Here is a 23,482-nt window from a genome sequence, read left to right as displayed (position 1 = left end):
ACCCCAAAGTATGTATCATGACAGCAGTAAAAGAAAGTTCGACCCAAAACATGAATAAAGGCCTTGCCGAGTTGCATTGCCCGGTTACCTATGTAATGAACCGCATTGGCGGGCATTGGAAACCTATTATATTATACCAGCTAAAAGACGGCCCGCGTCGTTACAGCGAGATAAAACGCGCCATACCGGCCGTTACCGAAAAAATGCTGATACAACATTTAAAGCAACTGGAAGCTGATGAATTAGTGATTAGAAAAGCAGAGCCCGTGGTGCCCCCGTTTGTTACTTATAAATTAAGCAAAGCCGGCGAGGCGCTGATGCCTGTAATGACGGCCATGGTAAAATGGGCCCGGAATGATGTGAAGTGCAAGGCGGGTGAGTTGGTGGGGGAAGAGGCCACCATTTAATACCAATTGATGCGCACATGCGGGGTGTCGCCGTTTATTGACTTTATTTTACCGGCATTGTCGCCATCAAAATGATCATAATAGGTAATAACGGTATTGCCTATTGATTTGACCTTTCCGGCAACGTCTTTACCATCAAAGTGATCGTAGTAAGTTATTTTGATGTTACCCACAGATTTTAACTTGCCATTGTTATCCGCCCCGTCAAAATGATCATAGTAAGTAAAACCGGTAGCACCGATTGACTTTACACGGCCTATATTATCAAAGCCGCCAAATTTATCGTTATAGGTTACGCTTAACGGGCCTATGCTTTTTATTTTCCCCATGCTGGCCTCGCCGCCAAACTGGTCGTAGTAATCAATTTGCGTGTCGCCTATTGATTTTAATTTACCCTGCTTGTATTGACCGTCAAATTTATCGTAATAAATCATTCCTACATGAGGAACAGGGTATATTCTAATATCTCCGTTAGGAAGAACATAGGCCATGCCTCCATCAACATAAAACCCAACAGATCGAATGGTTGTTTTGTCTTGGGATATACCGAGATTAAAGCTTGTTATTTTTTGCCCATGAGCATAAAGTGTAAAAAAAGCTAAAAAGCAAGACGTTAAGGTGCGGATAAGTTTCATAGGTGTTTATAGATAGATTATAATGCTGGGAGCACGAAATACACAAAAGGTTTAACAGGCTAAAATATTATTGGCTAATTGCCTCCCATAACCTCACAGCTTCCACTGCTTCCTTCACATCATGCACCCGTAAAATATGGGCGCCTTTGCTCAGGGCTATAGTGTTTAATACCGTAGTGCCGTTTAAAGCTTCGGCTGCCGTGTTACCTAAGGTGCCGTATATCATTTTTTTGCGGGATATGCCGACCAGTATGGGTAGATCCAGTGCTTCAAAATCTTCCAATCGTTTCAACAAAGCAAAACCATGTTCCGGCTTTTTGGCGAAGCCGAACCCCGGGTCGATAATGATATCGTTTACTCCCCACTTTTTCAATTGGGCAACGCCAGCATTAAAATAATCAAGCACTTCGGTAAAAACATCCTCATAGGTAGCCAGCTGTGTCATCGTTTGGGGATTGCCTTTCATGTGCATCAGGATGTACGGCACCTGCAAACGGGCTACGGTGGCAAACATTTCTGCGTCCAGCTGTCCGCCAGAAATATCATTAATGATATGCGCACCGGCATTGATCGCCGCCTCGGCTACGGATGCTCGGAAAGTGTCTATAGAAAGTACAGCGTCAGGATAGGCTTGAACTATAGCTTCAACAATAGGCAATAAACGATCAGTTTCTTCCTGTACAGATATATCTTCGGCACCGGGGCGTGAGGAGTAGGCACCCAGATCCAATATCGCAGCACCATCATTCAGCATTTGTCCGGCTTGCTGCACAGCATCGCCAACAGTTTGCTTACGGCTACTTTCAAAAAACGAATCGGGCGTTAGGTTGATAATACCCATCACCTTCGGGGTGCTTAGGTCAATCAGTTTTCCGCGGGCGTTTAGTGTTGCCTTTTTATTAAAAAATGTATCTTTAGCCACTGGGTTGTCGTTGTAAAGTTGCAATGTTGAAAGGTTGTAAAGTTACTTTTAATCTTTAACTAGCTGAACATCCATCGCCATCTAAAACATTACAACATTCCAACCTTACAACGTTTCAACAAAAAGAACAACACCTTGAACAATACATCAGCCGAATTCGACGCCGTTATTAATATTTGCAAAGGCCTATTCATGAAAAAAACGCATGACTATGGCACCGCCTGGCGCATCCTTCGTTTGGAATCCATCACCGATCAGATCTTTATCAAAGCACAACGTATCCGTACGCTTGAAGAAAAAAAGGTTTCAAAAGTGGGCGAGGACGTGGTTGGCGAGTACATAGGCATTATTAACTACTGCATTATAGCCATGATGCAGCTGGAATGCGCGCCTGATGCCCCGGTTGAGCTTGACCCGGCCTATGTTAACGAACAATTTGATGCCAAAGCACAGGAAACCAAAGACCTGATGTTTGCCAAAAACCATGATTATGGTGAGGCCTGGCGCGATATGCGTATCAGCTCATTAACCGATCTGATATTGATGAAACTGCTTCGCGTTAAGCAAATAGAAGATAACAAAGGCCTGACTTTGGCATCCGAAGGGATTAAAGCCAATTACCAGGATATGCTAAACTACTCGGTTTTCGCACTCATTAAATTAGGGGTACAATGAAAAAAAGTTTAATATGGATTTGCCGCCTGCTGGTAGGCTTGTTGTTCATCTTTTCGGGACTGATCAAGGCTAACGACCCGCTTGGTTTTTCGTATAAACTGATCGAATACTTCGAAGTATTTCACATTACATTTTTAGATGGGCTGGCACTAAGCATTTCCATATTGCTTTGCGCGCTCGAGATCATACTGGGCTTTGCTTTGCTGATAGGCGTACGCGGGAAACAGGTGGCCTGGGGCCTGCTGCTCATTATTATATTCTTTTCGTTCCTTACCTTTTACTCGGCATTTTTTAAAGTGGTGCAAACATGCGGCTGCTTTGGCGATGCTATACCACTTACGCCATGGCAATCTTTCAGCAAGGACCTGGTATTGCTTGTGCTTATACTCGTTATATTCAAATATCGCGACAGCATAAAACCTGTATTTAGCGCAAAGGCCAGCGACCAGTTGTTAACGGCATCTATTATTTTATCAGTCGGCTTTGGTTTATACACGTATAATTTTATGCCGATAGTCGATTTCCTGCCCTACAAGGTAGGTAACAACATCCCCGACCAAATGAAGATCCCAGAGGGGGCCCAGCTGGATGAGTTTGAGATCATGTACAATCTCAAAAACAAAAAAACCGCCGAAACCAAAACCATGAATGATAAGGAGTACATTAAAAGCGGCATCTGGAAAGATGCCAACTGGGAGGTAGTTGGCAGCCCCGAAAGTAAGCTGATCAAAAAGGGCTTCGAACCTAAAATACGCGATCTACAGATAAAAGATGCCCAGGGCAACGACTATACGCAGGAGCTGCTTACCAATCCGTTCAATAGCTTGTTCATTGTAGCTTACGACCTGAACCATACCAGCGAAGACGCGATAACCAAACTTAATGCCTTAGCTATTAACCTTACCCGCAACTATAATACGCGCACTATTTTGCTAACCGCAACCTCGCCAACTACTGTGCAGGCCTTTGTTAAAAGGCATCATTTGGTAAGCGAGGTATTTTATGCCGATGGTGTGCCGCTAAAAACCATGGTACGGGCCAACCCAGGCATCATACTGCTTAAAAACGGAACCATATTAAATAAATGGCACTACCATACCGTGCCTGCTTATGATGATATAGCGGCGCAATACTTTAAGGCGCAGCCATGATAAAATATCTCATCCGCAAGTTTTTTTATAGCCAGGCTGTGTTGCTGGGCATTGTGGTTGTGGTATTTTTCCTGTTCAATATTTTACCGGTTGACCCGGCGCGGATGACGCAGGGACAGCGCGGCGATGTGCAGTCGCTACAAGCAGTACGCAAGGAGTTTGGTTTGGATAAACCGTTGCATATTCAATTTGTATATTACATTAACGACCTTTCTCCCATCGGCATCCATTTAAATAACGCAACCGAGCAGCAGCGGTATCACTACTCGCGCTTGTTCGCTATTTCGGATGCTAAGGTTGTCGCCTTAAAATGGCCTTATTTGCGCCGCTCCTATCAAACCAGTAAGGATGTGGTTTCCCTGTTAATGGAGGTTGTGCCCAATACCTTGGTGCTGGCTGCAACTGCCATGTTGTTCGCGGTTATTATAGGTGTGTTTTTGGGGATATTGAGCGCTATGTATAAAGATACCTGGGTGGATAGGGCCGCGCTGGCATTTTCTACCTTGGGGATCTCGGCACCTTCGTTTTTCGCAGGCATCATCATTGCCTGGATATTTGGCTTTGTGTTGAGTAATTACACCGGCTTGAACATGTCGGGCAGTTTATATAGCTATGATCCTTTTAAAGGCGAGGTTTTGAGTTTGAAAAACCTGGTGTTGCCTATGCTTACATTAGGCTTCCGTCCACTGGCCATTATCGTACAGCTTACACGTAACGCGATGCTGGACGTGTTAGGGCAGGATTATATCCGCACCGCGAAAGCAAAAGGATTGGGCCGCAACGCCATTATTTATCGTCACGCTTTAAAAAATGCGCTGAACCCTGTTATTACCGCTATAGCTACCTGGTTCGCGTCGTTACTGGCGGGATCCTTTTTTGTGGAATATATATTTGGTTATAACGGATTAGGAAAAACCACCGTTCACGCGTTGGAAATGTCAGATTTCCCGGTGGTGATGGGTGCCATATTGTTTATTGCTTTTATTTTTGTGGTGATCAACATTTTGGTGGATGTTGTTTATGTTTGGATAGATCCGAGAGTTAAATTACAGTAATGAAGATATTTTTTGTGGGTTTTATGGGCTGCGGCAAAACCTCATGGGGCCGCAAACTGGCCGCTAAACTGGAGTATGATTTTGTTGACCTTGACCACGTTTTTGAAGAACAGACAGGCGGTACCATAGCCGAGTATTTTACCAACCACAGCCAGGATGAGTTTCGCCAGCTGGAATCAAAAATATTGAAAGAAACCCCTTACGCAGACAATGCGGTCATATCAACCGGTGGCGGCCTGCCTTGCTTTTTTGACAACATGGAATGGATGAACGCCAACGGCGAAACCCTTTACATTAAACTCACACCAAAAACCCTTGCCGAGCGCCTGGACAAAGGCAAAACCACACGCCCCCTGATAGCAGGCCTGCACGGCGAAGATTTAATAAACTTTATTGCCGAAAAACTAGCTGAGCGCGAGGGTTATTACCAACGCGCCAAACATGTTGTTAACGGTATTGACATGTCGGCTGAAATGCTGGCCGGAGAACTGGGGCTTGTATAATTATTAGGGTAACCGGCTGGCGGCTTTATGAAACCCTTTAAAAAGAAAAATCTCTCCTGCATTGGGAGAGATTTTATTAGCGCGTTATAATACTACAGACCGGCTGTTAACCTATTGTTTTGCAACACTTGCGAAGAGCTGGCAGGCGGCAATGACCGGGCATAATCCAGCAATTTCTCAACATCCGCCTGTTTCATAAAATCAATTTTATTCTCGGATATGTAGGCTGTTAGTGCTTTAATATGTTTAGGGAACATTTTGCTGAAACCTTTTTTATCAGCATAAACAATATTATCCTCATTTGAAAGATAATAGGTTTCGGTTAAAGTGTAGGTTTCATTTTCATCGCCCGAATAACGCAAAGACCCATCACTTGCATTTACAGGTTTTACCTTGCCATATGCACCGGCCGACTGAACAGCTGATGAATTTGTATAAGCGCCATAAGCACCGGCCGTTGCAATTGCCAACAACTTACATTTTATACGGGCATTTAAATTAACATCGGGATAGTTGCTTAATTTAACTACATAGCTGCGGGTTGATGGGTTGTAACGGTAAATATCATTGCCTATAGCTACCATTGCAATTGTTTGTGGTTCACCAAGGCCTAAAATTTCTTTTTTATCCTCGTCAATAAAAACGATCTGTTCATTTAAGCGGCTGTAGTTAAGCTGAGCGTCAATTATTGTTTTGTTTTTAAAAATCACTTTTCCCGGCTGGAAATCTTTATAAGCGAATGAGCTTTTTATAAGATTTTCCTTTCCCTGTAAGTTATTTACCTCGATGTTTTTTTGTGCCACAGCCAATTGCGAACCGGCCAATAAAATAAGGCTGAAAATTAATGATTTCATATTCGTCAGTAATTAAGTTTGATAATTTAGGTTATAGCGCATGAACGCCCTAGTACTAAGTTAATTATAAATTTCTATGATTTTACAATTAATTAATTTGCCTTTTTTATCCATGTACGGGCATGCCCCGTCATACACATGCCACCCGTGCTCCTGCAAACACATGTAACCTGTTGATATTAAGCCCAATGTTAACAAATAAATAGCATTTACTTTATACAGGCAAAGTTTATTAAGCCGTATCTTTAGTAAACCCGATATAAGGTTTAAAAGGTTCTACTTAAACACTTTATATATGACCTGGAGAAAATTCAGCGGCGAGATCATCCAATCGCCCATTATGCAAGAGGTAGAAGAGGCCATTGAGCGCGAAACACTACTGGGTAATAAGCTAAAAGTTTGTATTGGTACCGATTCGCAGGTTAAAGGCGCGGTGACGGATTTTGCTACCGTTATTGTTTTTCTGCGCGAAGGCCGGGGCGGCTTTATGTTTATTCAGCAAGAACGCACGTCGCAAAAAATGAGCATTAAGGAGCGTATGCTTACCGAGGTACAAAAGTCTATTGACATTGCCTATAAATTATGCGACCTGCTGGACCTGTATGATGTTGACCTGGAAGTGCATGCAGATATTAATACCAACCCATCATTTAAATCAAACCAGGCGCTACATGAAGCTATGGGTTATATATTAAGTATGGGTTTTGTATTTAAGGCCAAGCCCGAAGCTTTTGCCAGTTCGGCATGTGCCAATAAAATTGTGCAATAGTTAAATCCTAAGCGCTTAGTGGCTGAGTTTTTGTGCATTTTGCGGCGTGAAAACATATTATTTTAAATTTGAGCAGAAACTGCCCATTCCCCTTGCCGAAACCTGGGACTTTTTTACGTCGCCTATAAACCTGGCTAAAATAACACCACCTGCCATGCGGTTCAAAGTCACGTCGGATTTTACTGCCGATAGTAAAGTTTACCCCGGCATGCTCATCACCTACAAAGTATCGCCATTGTTTGGCATTGAGCTGGATTGGATGACCGAAATAACCCATGTTAAAGAACACGACTATTTTGTTGATGAGCAACGTTTCGGCCCCTATGCTATGTGGCACCACGAGCATCATTTTACCCCAATAAAAGGCGGTGTGTTAATGACGGATGTATTGTATTACGCCATTCCTTATGGCGCTGTTGGCCGCCTTGCTAACAGGGTACTGGTCGACAAAGAAATACGTAACATTTTTGAGTTTAGGCGCAAAGCAATTACAGACTTGTTTGGCGTGTATAAATAGTATTGCTATATTGGCCCTTCGCTCCAAATTTTTATGTACGATATCTGCTGCGTTGGCCACATCACTTCTGATAAAATAGTTAATACACAAACCACCCTGTTTATGCCGGGCGGTACCGCCTATTATTTTTCGGAAGCCGTAAGCCGACTGGATATTAACTACCTGTTGGTTACTGCCCTTGGCCAACCCGAGATGCGGTATGTAAATGATTTGCGCGATAATGGCATCAACATAAAAGTGCAGCCAAGTACACACACTGTTTGTTTTGAAAACATTTACGAGGCCGACCAGGATAAACGCACACAACGTGTATCGCAAAGAGCAGATGCTTTTACCATGTCTGAGTTAAATGGTGTTGAAGCCAAATTCTTCCATTTAGGACCTCTACTGGGCGATGATTTTAGCGTTGATATCATCAAAAACCTATCATCGCGTGGCAAAGTATCTCTGGATGCGCAGGGCTATCTGCGCGAGGTGATCAACGAACAGGTGTTTGCCACAGATTGGAAAGAGAAAAAAGAAGGGCTGCAATACGTAGATATTTTAAAGGCTGACGAAGGCGAACTCCGCTCGCTTACCGGCTATGATACCGTTGCCGATGGTGTTAAAGCGCTGGCCGATTGGGGTGTTAAAGAGGCAGTGATAACCAATGGCAGTAAAGGGTCAGTAATTTATTCAAAGGGCACATTTTATCAAATACCGGCCTATCATCCTAAACAGGTTATTGATGCCACTGGTTGTGGCGATACCTATATGGCCGGCTATTTATACCAGCGTGTTAAAGGCACAGGGCTACAACAAGCCGGCGAATTTGCTGCTGCTATGGCCGGTTTAAAAACAACCTCGCCCGGGGCGTTTACGGGCACCGCTAATGATGTTGCCACTTTCGCGGCATCTGTTCAATAAACCATTGTAACAAATTGTAACAGCCGTGTTACAATTTCCATGGTTTGGGGATGATAATTCCCCAACTTTTTGTGGCACAATTTCCCAAACCTTGCTTTTACTATGATTTAGGCCCTGTTTTGATATTGGTGCATTATTTGACTTAGGTTAAATACCCTAATATTAAATATATAGTAACATGGAAACAAAATCATCACTAACCACGCAAGTAACTACCGCACTAGTTGTTTTATTTACATTGGCTATAATAGTTTTGATGGATGACAACCTTTTGAAAGATGTATTGGCCGGAGTTTGGTTGATAGGTTGTTTATTCTTTTTTGCAGTGATCCTTTCAGTGCGTACCTCGGCTCAATACAAGTCGAAGGTTATTTATGAGGTAAAGTAGGTTTGTTTCCGGATGCATGTTGCCCGGGAGCTTGTCCCGGGCGGTTGCGTCCATCACGCCATACTTTGGGGAGCAAATCCCCCACAACAAACATTAAAAGATACAATACCCCGCATAACCGGCTAATGGTGCACTATTTGCCATAACATTAATAACAAAAACAAAATGTTATGAAAAGCAACTCACTAAGCACCATTGTAACCACCCTGGCCATTACTATAATGACCTTTTTTGTACTAACATCAATGCAACGCTCGCATGCCGCTTTGTATGCGGGCATTGTGTTGGTTGTTTGTTTATTAACCTTCGCCATTGTTTTATCGGTTGACGCAGGCAAGCAAAAACGTAAAGGATTTATTAACATATAAGTACTTGGTGGTAATAGGGTAAATACCCATCTTTATATCACCAAACTTAAAGCAATGCAAAATATATTTAGCGCGGCCGATGTTGCCGTGTTTAACGATCGCATCAGTAAACTAACGCCGCAAACGCAAGGTCTTTGGGGCAAAATGTCGGTTGACCAAATGCTGGCTCACTGCAACGTGAGCTACGAAATGGTATATACCGATAAGCACCCTAAGCCCGGTGCGTTTATGCGCTTTGTTATTAAAACCCTGGTTAAAGGTGTTGTGGTTGGCCCCAAACCCTATAAACGCAATACGCCAACCGCCAAAGCATTTTTAATAACCGAACCTAAAGATTTCGAAGCCGAAAAAGCCCGTCTTATCCAATATCTTGACAAAACTCAACAATTGGGCGAAGCACATTTTGATGGTAAAGAATCGTTATCATTCGGCCGGTTAACGGCTAAGGAATGGAACGTGCTTTTTGCCAAGCACCTTGATCATCATTTAACGCAGTTTGGGGTTTAAGGCTCGTAATTGCGTATATTAGTCGCAATAAAACCTTATCATGAAAAAAATATTTCTTCTGCTATTGGCTGTCGCGTTTATTTATTCTTGCAAGAAAGACGGCAGTGCTACACCTGAAAATCCAAATACACCAACTGTTAATGCGACTGCCTTGGTTGGGAAATGGTATTATGCTATTGATACTATCAAGTCTAATAAAAACGATGGTCCATGGACTATCATCAGTACCCTTAAAAACTATGGTCGCACATTTTACGATCAGTTTAATGCTGATGGTACCGGAAGTTCATTATACAATGGCACATTTAAGTTTACGTATACCGTAAAAGGTAATATTATAACCTATAACTATCCCGCCCAAACAGTCACTACCCCAGGTGTCGGAACTTATGATATGCCGGCATATAGCAAATCAGCCACCATTAGAAGTGTAACATCCGATAGGTTATCTATTCTTTATTACGACAGTGAAGTTTTTAATGGCAGCAAGACGACAACTTACGAAGCGGTTTACTTTGAAAAATAACGTAAAGAGTTATTTACCGGCCGGTTAAACCCTCACCGGTTATTTCATTCTAAACAAAGCCTATCACATGATAGTGTTTAAGCAAATGAAACTCCTTTACACTTTCCTTACTACATTGTTTTTGTTGGTTGCCCACACAACCTTCGCCCAATACAATTTTAAAAAGCTGGATGCCTGGCTTGATGACAACGCCGCCGAAATGGGAGGCCGCGCCATATTGGTAATTTATAAAGACGGCAAGCTGGTTTATAACTATAGCGCCAACAACATGAATATCCGGCAAAAAATGATGGGCCGGATGGTGGCCCGCAGGCAAGGCCGCGAAGCAGACAACGCCGACTACACCCTATCAACCCGCCAACCCATAGCCAGTTGTAGCAAATGGTTAAGCGCAGCCCTGGTAATGACCTTTGTTGACGAGGGCAAACTTTCATTGAATGATACAGTAGGCAAGTTTCTGCCGGTGCTAGCCAAAGGCGGCAAAGGTGGTATTACTATCGGCCAATGCTTGTCGCACCAAACGGGTATCGAAGCCTTATCATTAAAAGACGATTTGAAAGAGATGCGTGGTTATGCCACCATGGACGATGCTATGCAGGACGTAGCCAAACTACCTATGGAAGGTAAACCCGGAAAGGTATTTCATTACAGCAATGTTGGCTTGCAAATAGCCGCTGCGGTGATAGAAAAAATAAGCGGCAAAAACTTTCAGCAACTGTTTGCCGAGCGCATTGCGCAGCCGCTTAATATGAAGCATACCGATTACGGCAACGCCAAACTACCGTTGCCCGCAGGCAGCGGCATCAGCACCCCTGAAGATTATCTGAATTTCCTGGTGATGATCATGAACAAAGGGACCTTCAATGGCAAACGCATATTGAGCGAGGCAAGCATTGCCCAAATGCAGGTAAACCGTAATACGGCCGATGTTAAGATAGCCTATTCGCCTGCCGAAGCTGGTGGCGAACTGGGTTATGGCTATGGCGAATGGGTAAGCAAAGGTTCCACCTTAAGCAATTTAAGCCCTTATGCAAGCAGCCCGGGCTTGTTTGGCAGCTATCCCTGGGTCAGCAACGATAATCACTACTCGGCTTTTTTAATGACGTTCTACGTAGGCAATAAAGGCCGTGGCGAACGCTACAAAGAGTTAAAGCAACTGGTTGACGAGGCGCTAGCCAAACCATAAACAAAAAGCCGGTGCTCAACGCACCGGCTTTTTTGCTTTTCTATAGGTAAATGGTAGATTTTCTTTTTTATGATGCCTGCAATAGCAACAGTTTTGGCTTTTCGGTCACCGGCTGTTTGGCTGCCTTGGTTTCCTGCTTATCATCAATAGCCGAATACTTATCGCGTAGTTTGCGCAATATCTCGAAGCTAAAGGCATCGTTAATAGGCAGGTGATACTTACCTACTGTTTTAGCATGTAACTCCAGCTTGCCGGCCTCAACCATTAAATTTTCATGATTGATATGGGTTAGGCCCGTTTCACGGTCAGTATCAAATATCACAAACGTATCTATTTTCCTGCCTTCACTATCGGTATAAACCACCGATGCGTTTTGATGATAATATTGCATAATGTATTCCTTTTTTTGTTTTAATTAAGCTGCTTGTTTGGTTCGGTATTGCTGCAGGTCCTGCATTAACAATTCTTTCAACTCCAGATCAAGGGCTTTTATTAAAATGTCGGTGATGTTTATGTTTTGCATGGTAAGTATGTTTTAGTTTTTGTTATCGATAAGATAATTGCCAAAACTATGCCATGTGCCATTATAGGGCAATTTTGGCCGTTTAAAGCCTGTTTAGGCGGTTTTCCGTCCTGCTTTGCGTACAGCGGGCTATACAATTAGCGCATCGGGCAGGACGCAACAACCTGCATTTTGTATATTTGCTCACTATGCAACAAACCGACGTTAAAGAGATCATCAAAGAATCATTAAACCTGTTAAAAGAGAAACTGGTAGTGGCCCTGCAAACCAACGATGCCGATAGCGCCGACACCGCCATTGCCGACCTATCGCAGAGCATTACCACCATGATCATTAAACTGGAAGAACTATCCTTCGAAGCCGGCCGCCTGCAGGAAGACGACGGCAGTTTTGTGTTTGAGGATTTCGCGGATTTCCAGGGGGCGTAAACTCTTTTTTAGCTGCGAACCAGCACAGCGGGGTGCGCCACTTTTAAAGTGGCGCATGTGGCGCACCTAAATTTTATAATATATTGATTATTAACCATTTATCGAAAAAAGCGGCGCACCCGCTTTGTTTTTTAAATGGCTGATTATTAATTATTTATAATATTTGATAATTTATACTTTCAAAAAGTGGCGCACCCTTTTTTTCCGTTTTATAAGCCTGCCTGGTCATTTGGTTCCTGCTTAAATATCCGGCTCAGTTGTAGATAAAGCTCGGGGTGTTTGTGCTGAAACTGATCTGGTTTTTCAAAAAAATATTCGGACGCTACGGCCAGAAACTCCGCCTCGTTGGTTAGCGCGTAAGGGTTAATATCCGAGTTCCCTTTTTCAATTCGATGCATTTCCCGGTGCATCATGTTTAGCCAGGGCAGGGCATATTCGTGCGGTATCAAGTGTTCGGGCACGCCATCTGTCGCGCCGTCGGCTTTATCAAGCAGGTGCACAAATTCGTGGATCCCGGTGTTGCCCTTTCCGGCGGCAGCCGAAAACCCTTTGATCAATGCCGCGCGAGAGAGTAACATCTGCCCATTCATATACCCCGAACCTACCATGCCCATAATGGCACGGTCATTACCCTCAAATTGGTAGTCGTTATCAAAAGTGTCGGGGTATAAAATTACGTTGGTTAAATTATTGTATCGCCAGTTGCCCAAACCAAATATGGGTATAACAGCGCTCGCGGCAACCAGCACGCGGTCGAGATCTGTTAAGGTGCTGCCGACAGCCTCTATATGCACGTAGCTAAAAAACTGCGCTACCTGAGCCTCAAATCTCTTTTTAGCGGTAGCATCCAGGTTGTGGTAGTAGTCTACATGGGTATCCAACAATAAAATGTATTTATTATCCAAAGCCTGCAGCGGCTCAACACTCGCCGGGCGTTTTTTTCGGAAGATAACCCATGCTAAAAATGCAATGATAGGAATGACGATGGCGAAGTAATACATGTGGTGGTGGATGATGGTAGGGGCGAATGTATTGTTTTAAAATGAAATTTAGCAGCGACAGAAAGCAGGAAATAGTTCCGTTTTAAACAACTGTAGCAATTGCCTTTCCCATAGATATAGCCAGTGCTAATAATATCATAAAGAACAACGTATGACCAGCCAGGTAGAACATACGGTACTTATGAGGCGGCTCTTTCTTCAGAAAACTCATTATACTATAAATTAAGCCTAATGGGGTTAAAATATATAATGCCAAACCGGCTACTCCGGTTAAAAGTGACCATAATAATTCGAGCGCTGGAAATATTGTTGGCAGTTGAGTCAGGATTATTATCGCTGTAAATAGATAGCATGTATACCTGTAAACCTCTTTTGATTTAATAAAATACTTTGAATGAAGGATTAGTGGGTTAGGTTCCATATTGTTAAAGATAAAAAATATTGGATAAGGTCCGCTGTAGTCGCGGACTACAGGCATAGTCGTCCGAAGTCTCCGACTTCGGACAGCGAGTGTTATAAACTTAGAACAGTGGGGCTTGAGAAAACATTGGCATTTATAATCACCTGTATTTCTTATATTTGAAAACTGAACTTTATATACATGATCAAATTTTCACAGTTAATCCTTGTTGTTTTGTTGTTTCTGTTTGCGTCATGTGGTAAGCAAATACCGCTGCCGGTTAAAATAGACGACACTGTAGCTGTTACGCCAACACCTCCTACTACACCGGTAACACCTCCTGTTGTAACTCCTGAAGTTTTACCACCGGGCGTATACACCACCATTGCCAACAATGCTAGCAGTTGGATAATTGGTATGCGCACCGGTGACTATGCTGCAAAACAAACAAATCATGACAATTGGGTTAAAACAGATGCCGCAGGAAATATTTATATATTTTTTAATTTTCAAGGCACGGTTGATCTAAACCCCGGGCCATCTGTCAATTTAAAAACAGGTTTTACCAGTTTTTTTAATAAATCAGAGTCTCAGCTTGGCTTAGCAAAATACGACGCGACAGGTAAGTTTGTTTGGTCAAAAATACTTGCAAACACAACCTCTCATTATGCCAAAAGTTTAAATGTAGACGCCGCCGGTAACATATATCTTGGGGTACGTGTGATTAAGGCTGGTAATATTACCATAGGCGATCAAAAATACACGCTCAAAAGCGGAGGCAATAGCGGGTGTATCATTAAAATGAACACTTTGGGTGAGGTGCTTTGGCTAAACGAAATAAACGATGCTGAACGGCAAACAACGGCACTTAACAAGGTAGTTATAGATGCCGATGGGAATGTTTATGTAACCGGCAGCAGCGACATCAGGAATATAAGGTTTTATAGCGCATCTGGTTATAAAACCCTTAGCATAAACTTTGACAACAACTTTTTTTGTGCAAAATATGGTGCTGATGGAACCTTTAAATGGGCTAAAGCACTGCCGTCTTTGCTGGGCGGTATAGCTGAAGCGGAGCCTGTTATATCCGTTGATAATAAGCAAAATGTTTACATGGCCGGCTATTGCCTGCAAGTGCCCGATACCGCTATAGTGGGGAAAAATCTTAACCCGTTGAAAAGTTTTGACAATAAGAATTTTCTGTGCAAATATAACAGTGACGGCCATCTGGTATGGATCAGATCATTTGGGCCGAATCCTAGTCCAACTTTTGCAAACCAAAGTACAATTTGGTTTACAGACATCAAAAACGATCGTAACGGAGGTGTTTATATGTTAGGATATAATTACATCACTTATGTGGACGTTATTCAAAAAGTAAATTCAGATGGAGATGACGTGTGGACTAAGGTAGTCGGAACAAAAATGGACAGAGGAATGAACCGTTTACAAGTTTCGGATAAGGGGGAAATTTTTATGGCCGGCGACTATGAAAATAAGCTTAGCAACTATTTTAGACCACATTTTATTTATGTAAACAAATATTCGGTTAATGGCGACCTAATGGGTCGGCGTGAGATCAAAGGCAAAGGCAATCTTGATGATGTTTCTTTAAACGATTTTGACATAGCTCCATCAGGCCGCATAACCATTTTGGGGCTTTTGGCTGGCGGCATTAATTTTCTGAATACCGGCGATGATCCCGCTCCAACAAAATATGGAGACGAAACAGCAACATTTTTTCTGGCAAACTTTCCGGACAATCTTTAGCTAAATTAGCGATCAGATATAGTCATATCCATAAAACAAAAACGGCCCGGGAATCTTATTCCCCGGGCCGTTTCCATATTCTTAAAATAGCTAAATCCTATTCACCCCCATCACCACCATTCACCGCATTCTCACGAAAAAGCTTCGCGCTGAAGAAGTCATTATTCATGCGTGATATGTTCATCAGGCTGATCTCTTTAGGGCATTCGGCTTCGCAGGCACCGGTGTTGGTGCAGCTACCAAAACCTTCTTCGTCCATTTGGGCTACCATGGCTTGCACGCGGCTGTAGCGCTCTGGCTGGCCTTGTGGCAACATACCCAACTGCGATACTTTAGCAGATACAAATAACATAGCCGAAGCATTTTTACAGGCTGCTACGCAGGCACCGCAACCTATACAGGTAGCCGAGTTGAAAGCCTCGTCGGCAATTACCTTAGGGATGGGTATAATGTTAGCATCGGGCACGCCACCGGTGTTTACCGATACGTAACCGCCAGACTGTTGGATACGATCAAATGCCGAACGATCAACCGCGAGGTCTTTAATAACCGGGAAAGCTGCCGCGCGCCACGGCTCGATGGTAATGGTATCGCCATCGTTAAAGCTACGCATGTGCAGCTGGCAGGTGGTAATGGCACGCTTAGGACCATGCGGGCGGCCGTTAATATATAACGAGCACATACCGCAAATACCTTCGCGGCAATCGTGGTCAAAGTGTATAGGTTCGGTGCCTTTGTGTATCAGGCTTTCGTTAACCACATCCAGCATTTCCAGGAACGACATATCCGGCGAGATATTCTCGGCCTTGTAGGTCTCTATTTTACCTGTCGTGTTCGCATCTTTTTGTCTCCACACCTTAAGTGTCAGATTCATGTGTCCGTCGCTCATTCTTTGTTAGATTTGAGTTGTAAGTTCTGAAGGTTGCAGGGTTAACCGCGCATCCAAAACCTCAACGTTTTGTTCATTTGTTTTTGCCGGTATACCCGGAGCTTTTTTAGGCTCCTTGAATCCCGCGCAATATGTATTTGTATCTTCTATTTTAAAACCTTTTACAAGGTCAATATCATTTTTACGTTTATGCTCGCCCCAGGCAAAAAACCTTTCGAAAAAGGGTAGTAGCCTGTTGTTTTTTACCTGCTCAAAAAAGTACACCTCGTGTTCCTTTTCCTTCAGGCTCATCTCGTACAACATCTCGTCGTGCTCGGTGATGTTGAGGGCGTTAAACAGCCTTTTCATGCGCACGTATTCGCATACGTTACCGCTCTCTAAACTGCCGGCAAAATAAAACGGCATAAACCAACCTATCAAATAACAACTAAAGCTGATGGTTTTGCCAATAACGTGATCCCTAAACTCGTACCATTTTGAAACCGGCACGTTATAAAGATCCATCATTTTTAAAACCTCGGCCCGGTGGTTCCACTCGTCTATCTCAATTTGCCTGATTGCGGCTTTTTCCTCCTGGCTGCTTACAGCTCCCGCGTGTCCCTGGTAAGCAAATGCCGCAGCTTTCTCGCCCGAATAAGCTTGCTGCAACAGTTTTACCAGTATGGGATCTGTAAGGGTCATTACTCTTATTTATCTAACCTCAAAAGTCTTGACTCCTGATTCTACCTTCCTATTTATAACTACGCTGAGAAGGATGAACAAACTCAAAGTTAAGGTCCTCTTTGTGCAATACTTCCGGTTGATTTTCGCCGGTATACTGCCATGCGCCGGCGAAGGTAAAGTTCTCATCATCGCGTAGGGCCTCGCCTTCTTCAGTTTGCGATTCCAGGCGGAAGTGACCACCGCATGATTCTTTACGCATCAAGGCGTCATCAACCATCAGTTCGCCCAACTCAATAAAGTCGGCTACCCTGCCGGCTCTTTCAAGCGAGTTGTTTACTTCTTCGTTGGCACCTATTACCAGCGCGTTCTTCCAGAAATCCGCTTTCAAAGCCTGTATCAACCCTTTGGCTTTGGTCAGGCCCTCTTCAGTGCGTGCCATGCCGCAATATTCCCACATAATGTGGCCAAGGTCGCGGTGATATTCGTTAACCGTTTTGGTGCCTTTAAGGGCCAATAGTTTAGCAATACGGTCTTCCACGTCCTTTTTAGTTTGCGCGAAGGCCGGGTGATTAGCATCAACCGGTTTCGGACCGATAGACGCCAGGTAATCGCCCAGTGTAAATGGTATCACAAAGTAACCATCAGCCAAACCCTGCATAAGCGCCGAAGCACCCAGGCGGTTAGCACCGTGATCGCTAAAGTTACACTCGCCCAAAGCATATAAGCCCGGTACAGTAGTGCTTAAGTTATAATCAACCCAAAGGCCGCCCATAGTATAGTGCACGGCAGGGTAAATACGCATTGGTTGGGTGTATGGGTCCTCGTTGGTAATTTGATAGTACATATCAAACAGGTTACCATATTTAGCCGCTACAGCAGGCTGGCCAAGGCGTTTGATCGCGTCAGCAAAGTCCAAAAATACAGCAATACCCGAGCCGCCAACACCACGACCATCGTCAACCATTTCCTTAGCGTTACGTGAAGCCACGTCGCGCGGAACAAGGTTACCAAATGACGGGTATTTACGTTCCAGGAAGTAATCGCGATCTCCTTCGGCAACCTGTGCAGCAGTAAGCTGTTTGGTGCGTAGCTTCTCGGCAACTTCCTGTGTTTTTGGTGCCCAAACGCGTCCGTCGTTACGTAACGATTCAGACATCAGCGTAAGCTTTGACTGGTGATCGCCGGTAACCGGGATACAGGTTGGGTGAATTTGTGTATAGCATGGGTTAGCAAACAAAGCGCCGCGTTTGTGCGCGCGCCATGCAGCCGTTACGTTTGAACCAATAGCGTTGGTTGACAGGTAAAACACGTTTCCGTATCCGCCAGTACATAACAACACCGCATGACCTGTATGCGTATCAATCTCGCCGTTAATTAAGTTACGGGTGATGACACCTTTAGCCTGGCCGTCAACAACTACCACGTCCAGCATTTCGGTACGGGTGTACATTTTAACCTTGCCTTTGTGGATCTGGCGGTTCAGGGCCGAGTAAGCGCCTAACAACAATTGTTGTCCTGTTTGGCCCCTCGCGTAAAACGTACGCGACACCTGCGAACCACCGAATGAACGGTTATCCAGCAAGCCGCCGTACTCGCGGGCAAATGGTACGCCTTGCGCCACACACTGGTCTATTATGTTTACCGATACCTCGGCCAAACGGTAAACGTTGGCTTCGCGGGCGCGATAATCACCCCCTTTAATAGTATCATAAAATAAACGGTAAACGCTGTCGCCATCGTTCTGATAGTTTTTAGCGGCATTGATACCACCCTGCGCGGCAATTGAGTGCGCACGGCGCGGGCTATCCTGAAAGCAAAATGCTTTTACGTTGTAACCCAACTCGGCCAGCGATGCCGCCGCCGATGCTCCTGCCAAACCGGTGCCAACCACAATAACGTCGTACTTACGTTTGTTAGCCGGGTTAACCAGTTTTAAGTTAAATTTATGCTTGCTCCATTTTTCGGCTAATGGGCCGGCAGGGATCTTCGCGTCTAAATTCATAGTTTATGTTATATTTTGTGATGGTTGATCTGGTGATCAACTCAATCTAACCTTTAAAAAAGAAATAATAGTAAAGTGGCATCAACGCAAAGCCCAACGGGATAATCACCCCAAAGAACCAGGTGCCTATAAATTTAACCACCGGTGTGTATTTACGGTGCGTCCATCCCAGTGTTTGGAAAGCGCTCTGGAAACCATGCAGTAAATGAAACGCTACCGCGCCCATGGCTATTACGTAAATTATTACGTACCAAATGTTACTAAAGCTTTCAGATACTTTGGCGTGCAAATCTTTCACACGTACTATCTCCACATCGTCAACCGTGGTTGATGAGTGCTCGAAATCAGGGTTAGCAGGTACGAAATCGGTAACCGTGCGCTCGTCAGTCAGTACATTGGTGCGGTATTCTTTGTAACCTACGGTGTGGGTGTATTTGTATTTATACCAAAAATCGCCCATGTGTATCACGATGAACAAAAACAGTATAGAGCCTAACAAGCCCATGTTTTTTGATGACCATGACGCAGGTGCCTGATTCTGGTAGGCGTACGCTACAGGTCGCGCCTTGCGGTTGCCGATAGATAATATTAAACCGTAAAGGGCATGTACCAAAATGGCCAGGTACAACAGGTAGGCAATAACTTCTATCGGCGGAAAGTGCGTAAGGAAGTTGGCATACATATTAAAACCATACCCTTGGTCGCACGCAAATAAAAACAGGTTACCGCCTAAGTGCACAATTAAAAACGTACACAAAAACAAGCCCGTTAAAGCCATGATGAGCTTTTTGCCCAGCGATGAGTTAAAGGTTTGCTTAATTTCGCTCATTACTTATATAGATAAAAATTTTGACAAAAGTATTACTTAAAAGCCAAAAGATATAAAAGGGTTCGGCGTTTTGAGGGCGAAATGGCTATTTAGAAACAATCTAAAAAAACAATGTTTTTGAACCATTACAAGCTTTGTTATATTTAGCCCAATATTAACCTGTTTGCTTTATGAAATACATTTATTTGTTTGTGATAGCCCTTGCATTTGCAGCCTGCAATAGTAATAGCAGCGATATTGAGTTTAATGGCGTGGCCAAAGACATGTCATCGGGCACCATCATTATTAAAGATCAAACCACAAACGACCCTATTTATACGGCCAGCGTTGAAGGTGAAAAGTTTCATATCAGCAAACAGCGCCTTAATCAAAAGGGGTATTATGACCTGGTGATACTAGCCGGCAGCAAACCCAACAAATTTGAAATATACCTGGAGCCGGGCACTTATAATATTGAGTTGGATAACTCCAAGCTGGCCGATTATCCCAACATCACTACCGCCGCGCCCGGCATGCAAAACGACATCACTAATTATACCCGCACCGCCGAAGCCGCCACTGCCGCCCTACGCAAAGAAGCGCGCGATTTAAATACCCAACTAAAAGGCATTACCGAAACTGACGAAAAGTACGAGGATATTGCCAAGCGTTTACGTGCCATACACAACGAAATAGAGAACACTAATCTTAACACGCTGGAAGCCTTTGTTACCAAATACCCTAAAAACGTAGCGGCAGCACACATCACCGCCAAAATGAACTATGTTGATGAGCCCGAGCGTTTCCTGAAAATATATAACAAGTTTAGCGAGGCTGATAAGAACAGCGATGAAGGGAAAGCCATTGGCGCAAAACTAAACGGTATCCTAAACCTATCTAAACAGGAAACCGCATCGCCGTTAGAGGGTACTACACCCGATGGCAAAACTATCGACTTTAAGAAATTGGGCGCCAAGTTAATATTGGTGGAGTTCTGGCGATCAGATAGTGAACTGAGTCGCGGCCAGCACGAAGCTATTGTATTAAACCCGTTGCCTGGATATAAAGAAAAACAACTGGCAATAGTAAGCGTATCGTTAGATACCAAAAAAGAACGCTGGCTGGAAGCTATTAAAGTAGATAAGGTTGATTGGCCGCAGGTTTCGGATTTGAAGGGCAATAGCTCGCCCAATGCTTATAAATGGGGTATAACCACGCTGCCTTCATTTTATTTGATAGACCCGGATGGCAAGTTCATACAACGCGATCTGCCATTTAAAAATCTCAGCATTTCTATCAGCAGCTTTTTGGATAAACATTAAAATAGCCGCGTTTTTTAATCTGGGCATTTAGCCCTACATTGTCATTACTTAAACTTATTGCCATTGAAACCCTTTTTAATGTTTTGCCTTGCGGCGATATTTGCAGGCTGTAGCAGTAACCATATCGAGATTACTGGTACCACCAATGGTTATAACGACGCCACTTTAACGATCAGGAACGAAACCGGTATACGCGACGTAATAAATGTTAAAGAAGGCAGCTTTGCTATACCATCACGAACCCTGGAGGAGCTTGGCTTTTATACCATTGAATTGCGTGAGAACGGGAAGGATCCGCAGTCGTTTGAGGTGTACCTTGATCCGGGTAAATACAACATCACTTTTGATAAAGCCAAAGCCGACAATTACCCGGCTATCACATCGTCATCACTCAAACAAAACCAGCTAACAGCTTATCATAAAATTGTTGACAGCGTTGCCATGGCTATAAAGGCAAACATAGCTCGCTTACAAAAAGAATACGACTTGTCTGCGCCTTTATGGAATGACAAAACCACCGCTATAGCCAATACACTACATATAGAACGAGACAAACTCAGCGAAGCCAAAAGGGTAGCGCTGGGCATATTCGCCACACGCATCCCCGATAATGCCATTGCGGCACATTTAATGCAAAGCATGAGTTATGAGCGCCATCCCGCCGAATACTATGAGGTTTATCAAAAATTTAGCGACGACCAGAAAAACACAGACGCGGGCAAAGCGATAGGGATACGCCTGAAGTCCGAACTGAAGCTACAACCGGGCACGCCGGCACCCGCTATAGAGGGCACTACGCCAAATGGCAAAACGGTAGATCTGAAAACACTTCACAAAAAGCTGATACTGGTTGAATTTTGGCGGGCCCGTAACGCGTCATCCCGCCTTAATCATCAACAAATGTTGCTTAAACCTTTGCCGGGTATGGGTACCGACCTTGCAGTTGTTAGTGTATCATTTGATGATAAACGCGATTGGTGGATAACATCTGCCAAAGACGATAAACTAACATGGATACAGGTATCTGATCTGAAAGGAATGGAATCGCCCAATGTTGACAACTGGCAGGTAACAGATCTGCCGATATATTACCTGCTTGATAGTAAATGCCGTATTATTGAGCGCAACATAGAATACGGAAACCTGAACTTCGCTATCAGCGATTATTTAAAGCATCATTAAGCAATAGCCACAACTTTATCTTTCAGCACCGCGAAAATACGATCGGTTTGCGCGTTGCGGATAGCTACACGGCCGGTGAACTTGCCAAAAGAGGGGAAGATAGCCTGCTTGCTGCCAAAAGCAAAACACGGCAGGGTTAGGCTTTGACGACCTTTACCCACCAGGCTAACGCCGGGATGTATGTGTCCGCAAAAGGCATAGCTTTCCAGTTTGGCCAGTTTAGCTTCGGTTAAGGGGTGGTGCAGCATCAGGAAAGGGCCAACCTGCAGTTCATGATGCAATTCTATATTTAATTCAAGATAATGGCTGTCGTGAATAATATCGTGGTTACCCCGTATAAGCACTATTTTTAGGTTGGGGAATTGCCTGCGCCATAAGGCAAACCAATCCCAGTCAGCATTGATATCACTATGGAAGAGGTCGCCTAAAAAATAGATGGTTTCGGGGCGATATTCGTGGATGAGGTCTGATAGCACCGCCAAGTCATCCTGCTCCATATCCCGCGGTACGGCGATGCCGGCTTTGCGAAAATGGCCAACCTTACCCAAATGCACATCCGAAGCAATCAGAGCACGTTCCTGCTGCCAGTAAATAGCTTTTTGTGGTAATAAAAGAAGGTCCTGGTTTAACAGTTTAAAAGGGATAGCCGCACTCATCGTCATCATTAGCGCAAAAATATAGATTTTATTGTGATGAAAAAGCCGACACATTTTGTGATGAACGTGTAGCGACACGACATTCTGTGTCTCCGGTTCGCGTGTTACGGGAATTGCTGGTTACTTATTTGTCGGGAGACGCAAAATATTGCGTCGCGACGGCTGCAACGTTTAAGCGCAGGGCCAAAAAAAAGGGGGCCTAAAAACTCTCGCAGTTTTTGGCCCCTACATCTACCTATGAAAAACAGTCCTTTGGTTGGACTGATTAATCTAATTCAATTACGATGCCAATTGCGTAAAACGCAATTTTTAACTCAATTTTTCGCTATTTGAAACGGATTTAATTTTTAGTTGTTGAGCGCATTCCTCATTCTGGGTAAATTATGCATGGGCAATCCCATTTTGGGTTAAGGTTGATGTTTCGTTTAGCGATAACATTTCCCGGGCAGAGCGTGTTCTTATCGAGCGA

Annotated in this window: 28 protein-coding genes; 17 read left to right on the top strand and 11 right to left on the bottom strand. The window is 43.9% G+C overall.

What is annotated here, in order from left to right:
- Window positions 1-17: 17 nt before the first annotated feature.
- Window positions 18-407 (top strand): winged helix-turn-helix transcriptional regulator, encoded by a 390-nt coding sequence (locus AC59JT_RS16290; RefSeq protein WP_497400867.1) that lies wholly within the window; start codon window positions 18-20, stop codon window positions 405-407.
- Here AC59JT_RS16290 and AC59JT_RS16285 read toward each other — a convergent pair.
- Together AC59JT_RS16285 and folP are read right to left on the bottom strand one after the other, a co-directional pair.
- Window positions 404-841, bottom strand: coding sequence for a hypothetical protein (locus tag AC59JT_RS16285; RefSeq protein ID WP_497400864.1), 438 nt, complete (start codon window positions 839-841; stop codon window positions 404-406). The two genes, AC59JT_RS16290 and AC59JT_RS16285, sit on opposite strands and share 4 nt — an antisense overlap.
- 268 nt (window positions 842-1,109) lie before the next feature.
- Window positions 1,110-1,964, bottom strand: a complete 855-nt coding sequence (folP, locus tag AC59JT_RS16280; protein WP_497400862.1) for a dihydropteroate synthase — start codon at window positions 1,962-1,964, stop codon at window positions 1,110-1,112.
- Window positions 1,965-2,156: 192 nt separating this feature from the next.
- Here folP and AC59JT_RS16275 point away from each other — a divergent pair, with 192 nt between their 5' ends.
- The 4 genes from AC59JT_RS16275 to AC59JT_RS16260 are packed head-to-tail and all read left to right on the top strand — an operon-like array spanning window position 2,157 to window position 5,348.
- Entirely contained in the window at window positions 2,157-2,639 is a 483-nt protein-coding gene (locus AC59JT_RS16275) for a DUF1599 domain-containing protein (RefSeq protein ID WP_497401672.1), read from the top strand.
- Window positions 2,636-3,790: a BT_3928 family protein gene (locus AC59JT_RS16270; RefSeq protein ID WP_497400860.1), complete on the top strand. Its 1,155-nt coding sequence runs from the start codon at window positions 2,636-2,638 to the stop codon at window positions 3,788-3,790. The genes AC59JT_RS16275 and AC59JT_RS16270 overlap by 4 nt, the downstream gene beginning before the upstream one ends.
- Complete coding sequence (locus AC59JT_RS16265; protein WP_497400858.1) at window positions 3,787-4,845, top strand: ABC transporter permease; 1,059 nt, start codon at window positions 3,787-3,789, stop codon at window positions 4,843-4,845. The genes AC59JT_RS16270 and AC59JT_RS16265 overlap by 4 nt, the downstream gene beginning before the upstream one ends.
- The gene (locus AC59JT_RS16260) at window positions 4,845-5,348 is read left to right on the top strand and encodes a shikimate kinase (RefSeq protein WP_497400856.1); all 504 of its coding nucleotides are present in this window, start codon (window positions 4,845-4,847) and stop codon (window positions 5,346-5,348) included. The genes AC59JT_RS16265 and AC59JT_RS16260 overlap by 1 nt, the downstream gene beginning before the upstream one ends.
- A gap of 92 nt (window positions 5,349-5,440) precedes the next feature.
- Here the strand turns inward: AC59JT_RS16260 and AC59JT_RS16255 are convergent, their stop codons facing one another.
- On the bottom strand, window positions 5,441-6,202 hold the full coding sequence (locus AC59JT_RS16255) for a hypothetical protein (protein WP_497400854.1): 762 nt from the start codon (window positions 6,200-6,202) through the stop codon (window positions 5,441-5,443).
- Between the two features lie 295 nt (window positions 6,203-6,497).
- Here AC59JT_RS16255 and AC59JT_RS16250 point away from each other — a divergent pair, with 295 nt between their 5' ends.
- The 8 genes from AC59JT_RS16250 to AC59JT_RS16215 all read left to right on the top strand — a co-directional run bounded on the left by AC59JT_RS16250 (window position 6,498) and on the right by AC59JT_RS16215 (window position 11,369).
- Window positions 6,498-6,971, top strand: coding sequence for a ribonuclease H-like YkuK family protein (locus tag AC59JT_RS16250; protein ID WP_497400852.1), 474 nt, complete (start codon window positions 6,498-6,500; stop codon window positions 6,969-6,971).
- Window positions 6,972-7,017: 46 nt separating this feature from the next.
- Window positions 7,018-7,488 (top strand): SRPBCC family protein, encoded by a 471-nt coding sequence (locus AC59JT_RS16245; protein ID WP_497400850.1) that lies wholly within the window; start codon window positions 7,018-7,020, stop codon window positions 7,486-7,488.
- 33 nt (window positions 7,489-7,521) lie between these two features.
- Window positions 7,522-8,394, top strand: coding sequence for a PfkB family carbohydrate kinase (locus AC59JT_RS16240; RefSeq protein WP_497400846.1), 873 nt, complete (start codon window positions 7,522-7,524; stop codon window positions 8,392-8,394).
- A 178-nt stretch (window positions 8,395-8,572) separates the two neighbouring features.
- On the top strand, window positions 8,573-8,782 hold the full coding sequence (locus tag AC59JT_RS16235; protein ID WP_497400843.1) for a hypothetical protein: 210 nt from the start codon (window positions 8,573-8,575) through the stop codon (window positions 8,780-8,782).
- Window positions 8,783-8,952: 170 nt separating this feature from the next.
- The gene (locus AC59JT_RS16230) at window positions 8,953-9,150 is read left to right on the top strand and encodes a hypothetical protein (RefSeq protein WP_497400841.1); all 198 of its coding nucleotides are present in this window, start codon (window positions 8,953-8,955) and stop codon (window positions 9,148-9,150) included.
- Window positions 9,151-9,204: 54 nt separating this feature from the next.
- Entirely contained in the window at window positions 9,205-9,657 is a 453-nt protein-coding gene (locus tag AC59JT_RS16225; protein WP_497400839.1) for a DUF1569 domain-containing protein, read from the top strand.
- Between the two features lie 40 nt (window positions 9,658-9,697).
- Window positions 9,698-10,183 (top strand): hypothetical protein, encoded by a 486-nt coding sequence (locus AC59JT_RS16220; RefSeq protein WP_497400837.1) that lies wholly within the window; start codon window positions 9,698-9,700, stop codon window positions 10,181-10,183.
- A gap of 85 nt (window positions 10,184-10,268) precedes the next feature.
- Window positions 10,269-11,369 (top strand): serine hydrolase domain-containing protein, encoded by a 1,101-nt coding sequence (locus AC59JT_RS16215; RefSeq protein WP_497400835.1) that lies wholly within the window; start codon window positions 10,269-10,271, stop codon window positions 11,367-11,369.
- Between the two features lie 67 nt (window positions 11,370-11,436).
- Here the strand turns inward: AC59JT_RS16215 and AC59JT_RS16210 are convergent, their stop codons facing one another.
- Complete coding sequence (locus AC59JT_RS16210) at window positions 11,437-11,760, bottom strand: hypothetical protein (RefSeq protein ID WP_497400833.1); 324 nt, start codon at window positions 11,758-11,760, stop codon at window positions 11,437-11,439.
- A 320-nt stretch (window positions 11,761-12,080) separates the two neighbouring features.
- Here AC59JT_RS16210 and AC59JT_RS16205 point away from each other — a divergent pair, with 320 nt between their 5' ends.
- Window positions 12,081-12,320, top strand: coding sequence for a hypothetical protein (locus AC59JT_RS16205; protein ID WP_497400831.1), 240 nt, complete (start codon window positions 12,081-12,083; stop codon window positions 12,318-12,320).
- A gap of 209 nt (window positions 12,321-12,529) precedes the next feature.
- Here the strand turns inward: AC59JT_RS16205 and AC59JT_RS16200 are convergent, their stop codons facing one another.
- On the bottom strand, window positions 12,530-13,321 hold the full coding sequence (locus AC59JT_RS16200; RefSeq protein ID WP_497400829.1) for a M90 family metallopeptidase: 792 nt from the start codon (window positions 13,319-13,321) through the stop codon (window positions 12,530-12,532).
- A gap of 82 nt (window positions 13,322-13,403) precedes the next feature.
- Window positions 13,404-13,532 carry a hypothetical protein gene (locus tag AC59JT_RS16195; RefSeq protein ID WP_497400827.1) on the bottom strand — a complete coding sequence of 43 codons (129 nt, stop codon included), beginning with the start codon at window positions 13,530-13,532 and terminating at the stop codon, window positions 13,404-13,406.
- Window positions 13,533-13,922: 390 nt separating this feature from the next.
- On the opposite strand from AC59JT_RS16195, the gene AC59JT_RS16190 reads away from it, so the two are divergent.
- A complete protein-coding gene (locus AC59JT_RS16190) occupies window positions 13,923-15,491 on the top strand; it encodes a hypothetical protein (RefSeq protein WP_497400825.1) in 1,569 nt (522 codons plus the stop codon).
- Between the two features lie 97 nt (window positions 15,492-15,588).
- On the opposite strand, the gene AC59JT_RS16185 is transcribed toward AC59JT_RS16190, so the two are convergent.
- From AC59JT_RS16185 to AC59JT_RS16170, 4 genes are read right to left on the bottom strand one after another with little or no spacing between them, the layout of a single operon-like run.
- Window positions 15,589-16,380: a succinate dehydrogenase/fumarate reductase iron-sulfur subunit gene (locus AC59JT_RS16185; protein ID WP_497400823.1), complete on the bottom strand. Its 792-nt coding sequence runs from the start codon at window positions 16,378-16,380 to the stop codon at window positions 15,589-15,591.
- Between the two features lie 6 nt (window positions 16,381-16,386).
- On the bottom strand, window positions 16,387-17,061 hold the full coding sequence (locus AC59JT_RS16180) for a hypothetical protein (protein WP_497400821.1): 675 nt from the start codon (window positions 17,059-17,061) through the stop codon (window positions 16,387-16,389).
- Between the two features lie 49 nt (window positions 17,062-17,110).
- Window positions 17,111-19,045 carry a fumarate reductase/succinate dehydrogenase flavoprotein subunit gene (locus AC59JT_RS16175; RefSeq protein ID WP_497400819.1) on the bottom strand — a complete coding sequence of 645 codons (1,935 nt, stop codon included), beginning with the start codon at window positions 19,043-19,045 and terminating at the stop codon, window positions 17,111-17,113.
- Between the two features lie 46 nt (window positions 19,046-19,091).
- Window positions 19,092-19,874 carry a succinate dehydrogenase cytochrome b subunit gene (locus tag AC59JT_RS16170; protein ID WP_497400817.1) on the bottom strand — a complete coding sequence of 261 codons (783 nt, stop codon included), beginning with the start codon at window positions 19,872-19,874 and terminating at the stop codon, window positions 19,092-19,094.
- Between the two features lie 170 nt (window positions 19,875-20,044).
- Here AC59JT_RS16170 and AC59JT_RS16165 point away from each other — a divergent pair, with 170 nt between their 5' ends.
- Window positions 20,045-21,175 carry a TlpA family protein disulfide reductase gene (locus tag AC59JT_RS16165; RefSeq protein ID WP_497400815.1) on the top strand — a complete coding sequence of 377 codons (1,131 nt, stop codon included), beginning with the start codon at window positions 20,045-20,047 and terminating at the stop codon, window positions 21,173-21,175.
- A 63-nt stretch (window positions 21,176-21,238) separates the two neighbouring features.
- Complete coding sequence (locus tag AC59JT_RS16160) at window positions 21,239-22,357, top strand: TlpA family protein disulfide reductase (RefSeq protein ID WP_497400813.1); 1,119 nt, start codon at window positions 21,239-21,241, stop codon at window positions 22,355-22,357.
- Here the strand turns inward: AC59JT_RS16160 and pdeM are convergent.
- Window positions 22,354-23,022 (bottom strand): ligase-associated DNA damage response endonuclease PdeM, encoded by a 669-nt coding sequence (gene pdeM / locus AC59JT_RS16155; RefSeq protein WP_497400811.1) that lies wholly within the window; start codon window positions 23,020-23,022, stop codon window positions 22,354-22,356. The genes AC59JT_RS16160 and pdeM overlap by 4 nt on opposite strands.
- Between the last annotated feature and the right edge of the window lie 460 nt (window positions 23,023-23,482).

The sequence above is a fragment of the Mucilaginibacter sp. A3364 genome, from assembly GCF_059690715.1.
This window is presented reverse-complemented; position numbering and strand designations above follow the sequence as displayed.

Bases quoted from the DNA above. Each gene is read 5' to 3' on its own strand.
- AC59JT_RS16205 (WP_497400831.1), top strand. From the start codon at position 12,081: ATGCAACAAACCGACGTTAAAGAGATCATCAAAGAATCATTAAACCTG.
- AC59JT_RS16285 (WP_497400864.1), bottom strand. From the start codon at position 841: ATGATTTATTACGATAAATTTGACGGTCAATACAAGCAGGGTAAATTA.
- AC59JT_RS16185 (WP_497400823.1), bottom strand. From the start codon at position 16,380: ATGAGCGACGGACACATGAATCTGACACTTAAGGTGTGGAGACAAAAA.
- AC59JT_RS16175 (WP_497400819.1), bottom strand. From the start codon at position 19,045: ATGAATTTAGACGCGAAGATCCCTGCCGGCCCATTAGCCGAAAAATGG.
- AC59JT_RS16170 (WP_497400817.1), bottom strand. From the start codon at position 19,874: ATGAGCGAAATTAAGCAAACCTTTAACTCATCGCTGGGCAAAAAGCTC.
- AC59JT_RS16165 (WP_497400815.1), top strand. From the start codon at position 20,045: ATGAAATACATTTATTTGTTTGTGATAGCCCTTGCATTTGCAGCCTGC.
- AC59JT_RS16200 (WP_497400829.1), bottom strand. From the start codon at position 13,321: ATGTATTACTTCGCCATCGTCATTCCTATCATTGCATTTTTAGCATGG.
- AC59JT_RS16250 (WP_497400852.1), top strand. From the start codon at position 6,498: ATGACCTGGAGAAAATTCAGCGGCGAGATCATCCAATCGCCCATTATG.
- AC59JT_RS16290 (WP_497400867.1), top strand. From the start codon at position 18: ATGACAGCAGTAAAAGAAAGTTCGACCCAAAACATGAATAAAGGCCTT.
- AC59JT_RS16265 (WP_497400858.1), top strand. From the start codon at position 3,787: ATGATAAAATATCTCATCCGCAAGTTTTTTTATAGCCAGGCTGTGTTG.
- AC59JT_RS16195 (WP_497400827.1), bottom strand. From the start codon at position 13,532: ATGAGTTTTCTGAAGAAAGAGCCGCCTCATAAGTACCGTATGTTCTAC.
- AC59JT_RS16275 (WP_497401672.1), top strand. From the start codon at position 2,157: ATGAAAAAAACGCATGACTATGGCACCGCCTGGCGCATCCTTCGTTTG.
- AC59JT_RS16210 (WP_497400833.1), bottom strand. From the start codon at position 11,760: ATGCAATATTATCATCAAAACGCATCGGTGGTTTATACCGATAGTGAA.
- AC59JT_RS16230 (WP_497400841.1), top strand. From the start codon at position 8,953: ATGAAAAGCAACTCACTAAGCACCATTGTAACCACCCTGGCCATTACT.
- AC59JT_RS16220 (WP_497400837.1), top strand. From the start codon at position 9,698: ATGAAAAAAATATTTCTTCTGCTATTGGCTGTCGCGTTTATTTATTCT.
- AC59JT_RS16255 (WP_497400854.1), bottom strand. From the start codon at position 6,202: ATGAAATCATTAATTTTCAGCCTTATTTTATTGGCCGGTTCGCAATTG.
- AC59JT_RS16270 (WP_497400860.1), top strand. From the start codon at position 2,636: ATGAAAAAAAGTTTAATATGGATTTGCCGCCTGCTGGTAGGCTTGTTG.
- AC59JT_RS16225 (WP_497400839.1), top strand. From the start codon at position 9,205: ATGCAAAATATATTTAGCGCGGCCGATGTTGCCGTGTTTAACGATCGC.
- AC59JT_RS16190 (WP_497400825.1), top strand. From the start codon at position 13,923: ATGATCAAATTTTCACAGTTAATCCTTGTTGTTTTGTTGTTTCTGTTT.
- pdeM (WP_497400811.1), bottom strand. From the start codon at position 23,022: ATGATGACGATGAGTGCGGCTATCCCTTTTAAACTGTTAAACCAGGAC.
- AC59JT_RS16260 (WP_497400856.1), top strand. From the start codon at position 4,845: ATGAAGATATTTTTTGTGGGTTTTATGGGCTGCGGCAAAACCTCATGG.
- AC59JT_RS16240 (WP_497400846.1), top strand. From the start codon at position 7,522: ATGTACGATATCTGCTGCGTTGGCCACATCACTTCTGATAAAATAGTT.
- AC59JT_RS16235 (WP_497400843.1), top strand. From the start codon at position 8,573: ATGGAAACAAAATCATCACTAACCACGCAAGTAACTACCGCACTAGTT.
- AC59JT_RS16180 (WP_497400821.1), bottom strand. From the start codon at position 17,061: ATGACCCTTACAGATCCCATACTGGTAAAACTGTTGCAGCAAGCTTAT.
- AC59JT_RS16215 (WP_497400835.1), top strand. From the start codon at position 10,269: ATGAAACTCCTTTACACTTTCCTTACTACATTGTTTTTGTTGGTTGCC.